The sequence below is a fragment of the Brevundimonas sp. CURTG3B2_SDJG genome (assembly GCF_057364705.1).
In genome coordinates this window covers 1-1995 of record NZ_JBNFOJ010000409.1, presented here as the reverse complement: position 1 = coordinate 1995, position 1995 = coordinate 1, and the positions used below count along the sequence as shown (strand labels likewise).

Annotated in this window: 2 protein-coding genes and 1 pseudogene; 2 read left to right on the top strand and 1 reads right to left on the bottom strand. The window is 70.3% G+C overall.

From position 1 onward, the window contains the following. Together AC2W7C_RS17215 and AC2W7C_RS17210 are read left to right on the top strand one after the other, a co-directional pair. Nucleotides 1-883, top strand: an 883-nt coding sequence (locus tag AC2W7C_RS17215) for a M20/M25/M40 family metallo-hydrolase (protein ID WP_486002463.1), incomplete at its 5' end; no start/stop codon positions are given. Nucleotides 884-937: 54 nt separating this feature from the next. Beyond that, nucleotides 938-1498, top strand: coding sequence for a hypothetical protein (locus AC2W7C_RS17210; RefSeq protein WP_486002462.1), 561 nt, complete (start codon nucleotides 938-940; stop codon nucleotides 1496-1498). 221 nt (nucleotides 1499-1719) lie between these two features. Here AC2W7C_RS17210 and AC2W7C_RS17205 read toward each other — a convergent pair. Further along, nucleotides 1720-1995: pseudogene (locus tag AC2W7C_RS17205) on the bottom strand (Ppx/GppA family phosphatase); the annotation flags it as partial.

The window sequence follows — 1995 nt, the reverse complement described above, 5'->3', positions numbered from 1 at the left end:
GCCGGCGACCGCCGGTGCGCGCCCCCGCGCGGCCTTCCAGGCGCGCTGCTGGAGGGATGTCCGCATCCTGTCCTCGGACGAAATGGCCGGGCGCGACACCGGGTCCGCCGGTGGCGAGATGGCGCGCAACTACATCGTGGGCCGGCTGGAGGCGCTGGGCGTGGCCGCGCCTCCGATGGGCCGACTGCAGCCCTGGGAAATGACTGGCCGCACGCGCTCGGGTCCCAAGACCTACGACGGCGTGAACGTCATCGGATTGATCCCCGGCACGCGGGCGACGGACAAATACATCGTCGTGACCGCCCACTACGACCACGTGGGGACCAACGACGGGCAGATCTACAACGGGGCCGACGACAACGCCTCGGGCGTGGCGACGATGCTGGCCCTGGCCGCCGAGCTGAAGCGCCAGGCGCCGGAGCACAGCGTGCTGATCGTGGCGCTGGACGGCGAGGAGCGGGGCCTGCTGGGGGCCAAGCATTTCGTCGAGGCGCCGCCGGTGCCCCTGGCCTCGATCGCCATGAACCTGAATTTCGACATGACGGCGCGAGCCGAGACCGACGGCAAGCTTTGGGTCACCGGCACCTATCAGAACCCGCAGTTCCGGCCCATCCTGGAGCCGATCCCCGCCGACGGGGCGGTGGCGCTGGCGTTCGGCAAGGACACGCCGCAGGACACCGGCGAGGACAACTGGGTCGAGGCTTCCGATCACGGCGCCTTCTACCGCGCCCAGGTGCCGTTCCTGTACCTGGGGGTGAACTATCACGCCGACTATCACCGACCCTCGGATGATTTCGAGCGGATCACGCCGTCGGTGTTCGTCAGCGCGACCAACCTGTCGATCGCCGCCTTCCGCGCGCTGGACCGGGCGCTGGACCGCTAGAGGCTCGACAGCCGGCCCGTCCCGCCGCAGCTTGAAGGGATCGAGGAAACTTCCATGCGCATCGCCACGGCCCTGACCGTCGTCCTGACCGCCGCCGTACTGGCGTCCTGCGAGGACCCCGCCGAACGCAAGACGGGCGCCGGCGCGACGCCGACGGCCGCGGCTTCGGCCTATGCGGCCAGCGGCGACGTCTCCGGCTACTACCTGCCGCTGGATCCGGTGCGGTCGGGCAAGTGGACCCTGGACCACGTCTTCCTGGGCCAGGCCGCGGAGTTCGCCGACTGGCGGGCGGGCGACAAGAACGCGACCTTCGCCCCGGTCATGCTGCAGTTCGAGGACGCGACCAGCCCGGTGGTCCAGACCGAGATCGGCGAGGCGCGCAGCGTGACCGCGCGCGTCCTGCCGACGCGCTTCACGGTCAACGACGCCCAGGTGCGGTTCGAAGGGCGGTCGGCGGAGCTGGGGACGGTGATCTTCGACGGGCGCCTGGACCAGGGCGCCTTAGCCACCGCGCGCCGGAACCTGGGCGACGAGGGGACGGTGCTGACCGGCTCGCTGAAGATCGGCGACGGCCGGCCCCAGCCGGTCCGCCTGCGCTGGTGGATGGGGGACTAGGTTCAAATCGATATCCATCATTCCCGGCCATGTGCCGGGAAGCCACGAACGCCGAAGGTGCAAGCAAGATCGCTTGGCCATCTCCAGCGGCTATGGATGGCGGGACAAGCCCGGCCATGACGGAACAAGAGCCGGATCTTCGGCGATCGCAATGGATGCCGACCTAAACTTGGTTGGCTATTGACCCGCTTATCCCGCCTTCGCGGGAATGAGCGGAGAAGTCAGTCCCGTCCGCTGATTTCCAGCTTCAACCCCAGCGCCTCCGCCAGCGCCTTGCCCCGGCGGCGGGTCTGTTCGCCCAGCAGCACGTCGGCGTAGCCGGGGGCCGCGCCCAGGCCCAGGACGCCGCCCGTCGCCGTGGCGCGGGCGTTGACCAGCAGCTGGGCCGAACGGCCGGACAGGTCGCAGGCCAGGCGTATGGCGAGGCCCAGCGCGCGGGCGGCCTGGCGCTGCTCCTCGGTCAGCAGGCGGGCGATGGTGGCCGGCTCCGGCGTCTG

Bases quoted from the DNA above. Each gene is read 5' to 3' on its own strand.
- AC2W7C_RS17210 (WP_486002462.1), top strand. From the start codon at position 938: ATGCGCATCGCCACGGCCCTGACCGTCGTCCTGACCGCCGCCGTACTG.